This window comes from Rhodococcus sp. AG1013, from assembly GCF_003350365.1.
In the GTDB taxonomy this organism is placed as follows: domain Bacteria; phylum Actinomycetota; class Actinomycetes; order Mycobacteriales; family Mycobacteriaceae; genus Prescottella.
This window is the reverse complement of the sequence record NZ_QQAT01000007.1, coordinates 220,240-226,239: the sequence shown is the minus strand read 5'-3', so window position 1 is coordinate 226,239 and position 6,000 is coordinate 220,240. Positions and strand designations below refer to the sequence as shown.

Here is a 6,000-nt window from a genome sequence, read left to right as displayed (position 1 = left end):
CACCACCTACGCGAACGCCGACGAGACCCTCGCCGAGCTCGGTTACGCCCCGAACCGTCGCCCCGGCCAGGTCGGCTTCACCCAGCACGCCTGACAATCCAGCAGCGGAAGCCTTCGTTGGGCAGGACGCGGCGTGTATCCCCGCCTCCGCCAACTTCAGCAATCAGAGGACTTTAGATGAGCACATTCCGCACGCGTGCGGCCAAGACGGTTGCGATCGCCGCAACCGCTGTCGGCGCGATCACCCTGGGAGCATGTGGCGGGAACACTTCGGCCGCAGACGGTTCCGTGATGAAGGTCGGCGTCACCCAGGGTGTGCCTGGCGACCTGATCGCGGTCGTCGCCGAGAACGAGGGGTTCTTCGACAAGCGTGGCGTCAATGTCGAGTTGATGCCTCCGTCGTTGACCACCGCGCAGTCCGCCGCCGTCATCTCCAATGACCTCACGGTCGGCACCATGGTGCCCGGCACGCTGTGGCCGGCGGTCGACAAGGGCGCCTGCGTGAAGGCGCTCGGCTCCACCCTGGGCAACACGCTGGATGTCATCGCGCAGCCCGGCACGGAGATCAAGGGCGACCCCACCGATCCCGACACCACCATGAAGAGCCTCCAGGGCAAGACCATTGGCGTCACCTCCCGCGGCTCCGGCATGGAGCTGTGGATCACCGAGCTGCTGAACGAGGCGGGCCTGGACCCCGCGAAGGATGTCACGTTCGTGGCCGTCGGCGCGCCCGCGACCGCCATCCAGGCCTTCAACGCCAAGCAGGTCGACGCCATGTACTACGGGCCGACGATGGAGGAGCAGCTGCCCCCGTCGAAGGTCACCCGCGTGACCGACATCGTCGGCCGGGACGGCAACGCACTCTCGCCGCTGGTCCAGGGTTATCCGTCCGCGTCGTGCGACACGATCGAGCAGCGCCCCAACGACGTGCTGAACTACTGCAAGGCCATGTGGGACGCCTACGACTACTCGCGGGACCCGCAGAACGCGGCGACGATGGCCAAGTGGCTCGGTGAGCTTGTCGGCGTCTCGCCCGAGGGTGCGCCCGCGCTGTGGGAGTCCATCAAGGACGTCTACCTGCCCTTCACCATCACCGAGGATTCCTGGGCGGCGCAGGCGCCGCTGGCAGGCTCGCCTGCTCCCCAGGTGCCGGACTTTGCCGACACCGTCCACGCGCCGTGTGCAGGCGGCGATCCGCGATGAGTGTGACCTCGACAGCCCCCACTGCGGCCGCCGGCGCGGCCGTGACGGCGGGCGGCAAACGTGCCGCCGATGCCAAGAAAAAGAAGAAGGTCGTTGTCGGCGCGACCGGTGTGAAGGCCAAGCTGTCGGGCGGGCCGCTGCTGGCGGTGCAGATCCTGCTACTGGCCGCGCTGCTGGGACTGTGGCAGCTCAGCTACAACTTCGCCGGCAGCAACAAGCTGGTGGTCTCGAACCCGCAGCTGGTGTGGAAGGCGTTCGTGGCCTGGCAGGACAAGGGCACCTTCTGGCCGGATCTGTGGTCGACGGTGTCGGCGGCGTTGATCGCGCTGGTCGCCAGTGCCGTGATCGGCATCGCCGTGGGCATCGGTCTGGCGCTGTCCCCGAGTGTGGAGGCGGTGGTCTCCCCGTTCCTGGACGCGATCAACGCCATGCCGCGCATCGCGCTGGCCCCGGTGTTCGTGATCTATTTCGGCATCGGGTCGACGTCGAAGATCGTGCTGGCCTTCACGCTGGTGGTGTTCATCATCACCATCAACACCCGTGCGGGTGTCGCCAGCGCTGACCCGGAGTTGCTGCGACTGTCGGTGGTGATGGGCGCAAACAAGTGGCAGCGCTTCTACAAGGTGCTGCTGCCGGTGGCGGTTCCCTCGATCTTCGCGGGCCTGCGACTGGGCCTGATCTACTCGCTGCTCGGCGTGGTCGGCGCGGAGCTGATCGCGTCCACGGCCGGCCTGGGCCAGCAGATCTCCGCGTCCTCGGCCGCCTTCGACCTCGGCACCGTCTATGCGGCGCTGATCGTGCTGGCGATCATCGCGGCGGCGTTCAATGCGGCGTCGGGCCGGATCGAAAAGGCGATTCTCCGTTGGCAACCCCCTCAGGACTCATGATGACGCATACGGACGTGACGACAACGGGCGCCGCCGGCGCCACCACCATCGAGGATCCGGCATTCGAGATCCGCTCCGCGACACTGGATTACACCCCGCCGGGTGCGACCACCTACTCGGGTGTTCGGGACCTGTCGATCACCGGCAAGCGGGGCGAGCTGCTGGTCTTGGTCGGGCACAGCGGCTGCGGCAAGACCACCGCGCTGAACCTGATGGGCGGACTGATCCAGCCGACCACCGGTTCGGTGTCGGTGCTGGGCACCAGCCCGGCCCAGGCGCGCTCGCAGATGGGCTACATGTTCGCCCGCGACGCGCTCTACCCGTGGCGGACTGCGCTGCGCAACGTCGAGCTGGGCATGGAGATCGCGCACGTCGACAAGACCGAGCGGCGCGAACGCGCGATGGACATGCTGCGCAGAGTCGGCCTCGAGTCGGCGGCCGACCGCTACCCCTGGCAGCTGTCACAGGGCATGCGCCAGCGGGTCGCCCTGGCCCGGACCTGGGTGATGAAACCCGCCCTGATCCTGATGGACGAGCCGTTCTCCGCCCTCGACGCGCAGACACGTGACGTCGTGCGCGACGAATTCCTCAACGTGTGGAGCCAGGAACGGCAGACCGTTGTGTTCGTCACCCACGACCTCAACGAGGCGCTGCTGATCGCCGATCGTGTCGTCGCGATGCGTGAAGGTCGCATTGTGATCGACACGAAGGTAGAACTCGACCGGCCCCGCGACACCATCGACACCGAGAGCTCCGCCGAGTACCGGGACATGCTCGCCGAACTGCGCGAAACGCTCAATCAGCACTGACCGCAACACACACCCCGGACAGCAACAGGGGCCGGCCCGGACAACGGGCCGGCCCCTGTCTCAGTCCCGACCGGAATCCTCGGACGGCAGATTCGGGCCATGTCGCATCCGCGTCGCGGGGTGCGCGCGGGCCACCCCTGGGGGCCCTTGTTCCCGATGCCGTCGGGGCGCAGGCTCGAACCATGACTGAATCACTGGTAGCGAAGGAAGCAGACCGCGTGCTCAAGGCCAAACATCGTGCAATGTGGGCGTCGGGCGACTATCCGGCGGTCGCGGCGGACGTGATCCCTGATCTGGGGGCAGTGCTGGTCCGGGCGTGCGGCGTGCGCAGCGGGCAGCGGGTCCTCGACGTCGGTGCGGGTACCGGCAATGTCGCGATTCCCGCGGCGCTGACCGGCGCCGACGTCGTGGCATCCGATCTGACCCCCGAACTGTTCGACGCGGGCCGCGAGCTGGCCGCCAAGCGCGGTGCCCAACTCGAGTGGCGCGCCGGCGACGCGGAGGCGTTGCCGTTCCCGGACGACGAGTTCGACGTCGTGACGTCGTGCCTCGGGGTGATGTTCGCGCCGCACCACCAGAACAGCGCCGACGAGTTGATCCGGGTGTGTCGGCCCGGCGGCACGATCGGGCTGCTCAGCTGGACGCCCGCCGGGTTCATCGGCCGGATGTTCGCGGCCATGAAGCCGTATGCGCCGCCGCCACCGCCCGGCGCGCAGCCGCCGCCGCTGTGGGGCGACGAAACTCACGTCCGCGAGCTTCTCGGGGACCGGGTCACCGACGTCGTCGCGCACCGGGACACCGTCCGGGTCGACCACTTCGATGGTCCCGAGGCGTTCCGGGACTACTTCAAGGCCAACTACGGTCCCACGATCGCGGTGTACAAGGCGATATCGGGCGAGCCCGACAAGGTCGCCGCGCTGGATCGCGATCTCGTGGACCTGGCCCGACAGTTCGACGTCGGCGCGGGTGCGTTCGCGATGGACTGGGAGTATCTGCTGCTCACCGCGGTCGAGCGCGCGTAACTCACCCGCGGAGCTGTGACAGTATGGCCAGGTGAGTGACCCCGTGCCTGGCCAGACGAACGACGCAGTGCCCACCCCGCCCGATCCGTTCTTCACGGTGGGCACGCGCCTGCCCGACAAGCTGGGCCGCACCGGCACCATCCACACCCCGCACGGCGACATCCGGACCCCGGCGTTCATCGCGGTCGGCACCAAGGCCACCGTCAAGGCCGTGCTGCCCGAGGCCATCAAGGACCTCGGTGCGCAGGCGGTGCTCGCCAACGCCTACCACCTGTACCTGCAGCCCGGCCCCGACATCGTCGACGAGGCCGGCGGGCTCGGGAAGTTCATGAACTGGGACGGCCCGACGTTCACCGACAGTGGCGGCTTCCAGGTGATGTCCCTCGGTGTCGGCTTCAAGAAGGTGCTGGCGATGGAGGCCGTCGGTGTGCAGTCCGACGACGTCATCGCGGCCGGCAAGGAGCGTCTGGCGCACGTCGACGACGACGGCGTGACGTTCAAGTCGCACCTCGACGGCTCGGCGCACCGGTTCACCCCCGAGGTGTCGATGCAGATCCAGCACCAGTTGGGCGCCGACATCATGTTCGCGTTCGACGAGCTGACGACGCTGCTGAACACCCGCGGCTACCAGGAGCAGTCGGTCGAGCGCACGCAGGCGTGGGCGGTGCGGTGCATCGCCGAGCACGAGAAGCTCACCGCCGAGCGCGCGCACCGGCCGTACCAGGCTTTGTTCGGTGTGGTGCAGGGTGCGCAGTACGAGGACCTGCGCCGCCAGGCCGCCCGCGGGCTCGAGTCCATCACCGGTGTGAGCGGGCGCGGTTTCGACGGCTACGGCATCGGCGGCGCGCTCGAGAAGCAGAATCTCGGCACCATCGTGCGCTGGGTCAACGAGGAACTGCCCGAGCACAAGCCGCGGCACATGCTCGGCATCAGCGAGCCCGACGACATGTTCGTCGCGATCGAGAACGGCGCCGACACGTTCGACTGCGTCAACCCGTCCCGCGTCGCCCGCAACGCCGCGATCTACCACCCGGACGGCCGCTTCAACATCAACACGGCGCGGTTCCGTCGCGACTTCACCCCGATCGACGACGAGTGCGACTGCTACACGTGCGCCAACTACACGCGCGCGTACATCCACCACCTGTTCAAGGCGAAGGAGATGCTGGCCTCGACGCTCTGCACCATCCACAACGAGCGGTTCACCGTGCGGCTCGTCGATCGGATCCGGGAGAGCATCGAGGGCGGCTACTTCGAGGAGTACAAGCGCGAGATGCTGGGCCGGTTCTACGGCAGCAAGCCGTCGTCCACCGGCGCGTAGGTCGGTTCGCGCTTCTTCACGAACGCGATCACGCGGTACGTCACGGGCATCACGACGATCTCGACGAGGGTCTTCCACACGAAGCCGACGATCACGTAGTTGATGAAGTCGTCCCACGTGGAGATGCCGATCGCTCCGGCCGCGATGGAGCAGAAGATGACCGTGTCGGCGAACTCGCCCACCACCGTCGAACCGATCAGCCGCGCCCACAGGTGCTGCTCCCGGGTGCGTTCCTTGATGAGCACGAGGACGGCGGAATTGAGCAACTGCCCGACGAGGTAGCCGGCGAGCCCGGCGATCAGCAGCCGCGGCACCACGCCGACGACGGCGTCGAACGCGGCCTGGTTCTCGTAGAAGTCGGCCGCTGGCAGCTGCTGGGTGATCCAGAAGCTCAGCGCCGCCAGCAGCAGCGCACCGAAGCCCATGTAGATCGCGCGGCGGGTGGCCTTGAAGCCGTACACCTCGCTCAGGACGTCGCCGAGGACGTACGCGAGCGGGAACAGGAAGAACCCGCCGTCGGTGATGATCGGCAGGACCTGGAACGGGCCGAACGTAACGTCCTGATCCACGAAGAACGCGACCCCCTTGGTCGCGCAGATATTCGAGATCAACAGAGTCATCGTGAACAACGCCACGATGGTGGCGTAGTAACCGCGGCTGACGTGGGCAAATGCCGCTGGTTCGGAAAGGGTGGATCGGGACTGCACTGGCTCTGTCACCGCGCCATCCAAACATTAGGCGTGGTGTGACGGCGATCC

Annotated in this window: 6 protein-coding genes; 5 read left to right on the top strand and 1 reads right to left on the bottom strand. The window is 67.5% G+C overall.

The window, feature by feature from the left end:
- Positions 1-177 precede the first annotated feature (177 nt).
- From DEU38_RS12005 to tgt, 5 genes are all read left to right on the top strand, one after another.
- The gene (locus DEU38_RS12005; protein ID WP_114721371.1) at positions 178-1,203 is read left to right on the top strand and encodes an ABC transporter substrate-binding protein; all 1,026 of its coding nucleotides are present in this window, start codon (positions 178-180) and stop codon (positions 1,201-1,203) included.
- Positions 1,200-2,090, top strand: coding sequence for an ABC transporter permease (locus tag DEU38_RS12000; protein ID WP_258557833.1), 891 nt, complete (start codon positions 1,200-1,202; stop codon positions 2,088-2,090). The genes DEU38_RS12005 and DEU38_RS12000 overlap by 4 nt, the downstream gene beginning before the upstream one ends.
- Positions 2,090-2,899, top strand: coding sequence for an ABC transporter ATP-binding protein (locus DEU38_RS11995; protein WP_114721369.1), 810 nt, complete (start codon positions 2,090-2,092; stop codon positions 2,897-2,899). Before DEU38_RS12000 ends, DEU38_RS11995 begins: the two co-directional genes overlap by 1 nt.
- Positions 2,900-3,081: 182 nt before the next feature.
- The gene (locus DEU38_RS11990) at positions 3,082-3,921 is read left to right on the top strand and encodes a class I SAM-dependent methyltransferase (protein WP_114721367.1); all 840 of its coding nucleotides are present in this window, start codon (positions 3,082-3,084) and stop codon (positions 3,919-3,921) included.
- Positions 3,922-3,964: 43 nt separating this feature from the next.
- A complete protein-coding gene (gene tgt, locus DEU38_RS11985) occupies positions 3,965-5,242 on the top strand; it encodes a tRNA guanosine(34) transglycosylase Tgt (RefSeq protein ID WP_258557832.1) in 1,278 nt (425 codons plus the stop codon).
- Here tgt and DEU38_RS11980 read toward each other — a convergent pair.
- Entirely contained in the window at positions 5,209-5,961 is a 753-nt protein-coding gene (locus tag DEU38_RS11980; RefSeq protein ID WP_174907664.1) for a queuosine precursor transporter, read from the bottom strand. The genes tgt and DEU38_RS11980 overlap by 34 nt on opposite strands.
- Between the last annotated feature and the right edge of the window lie 39 nt (positions 5,962-6,000).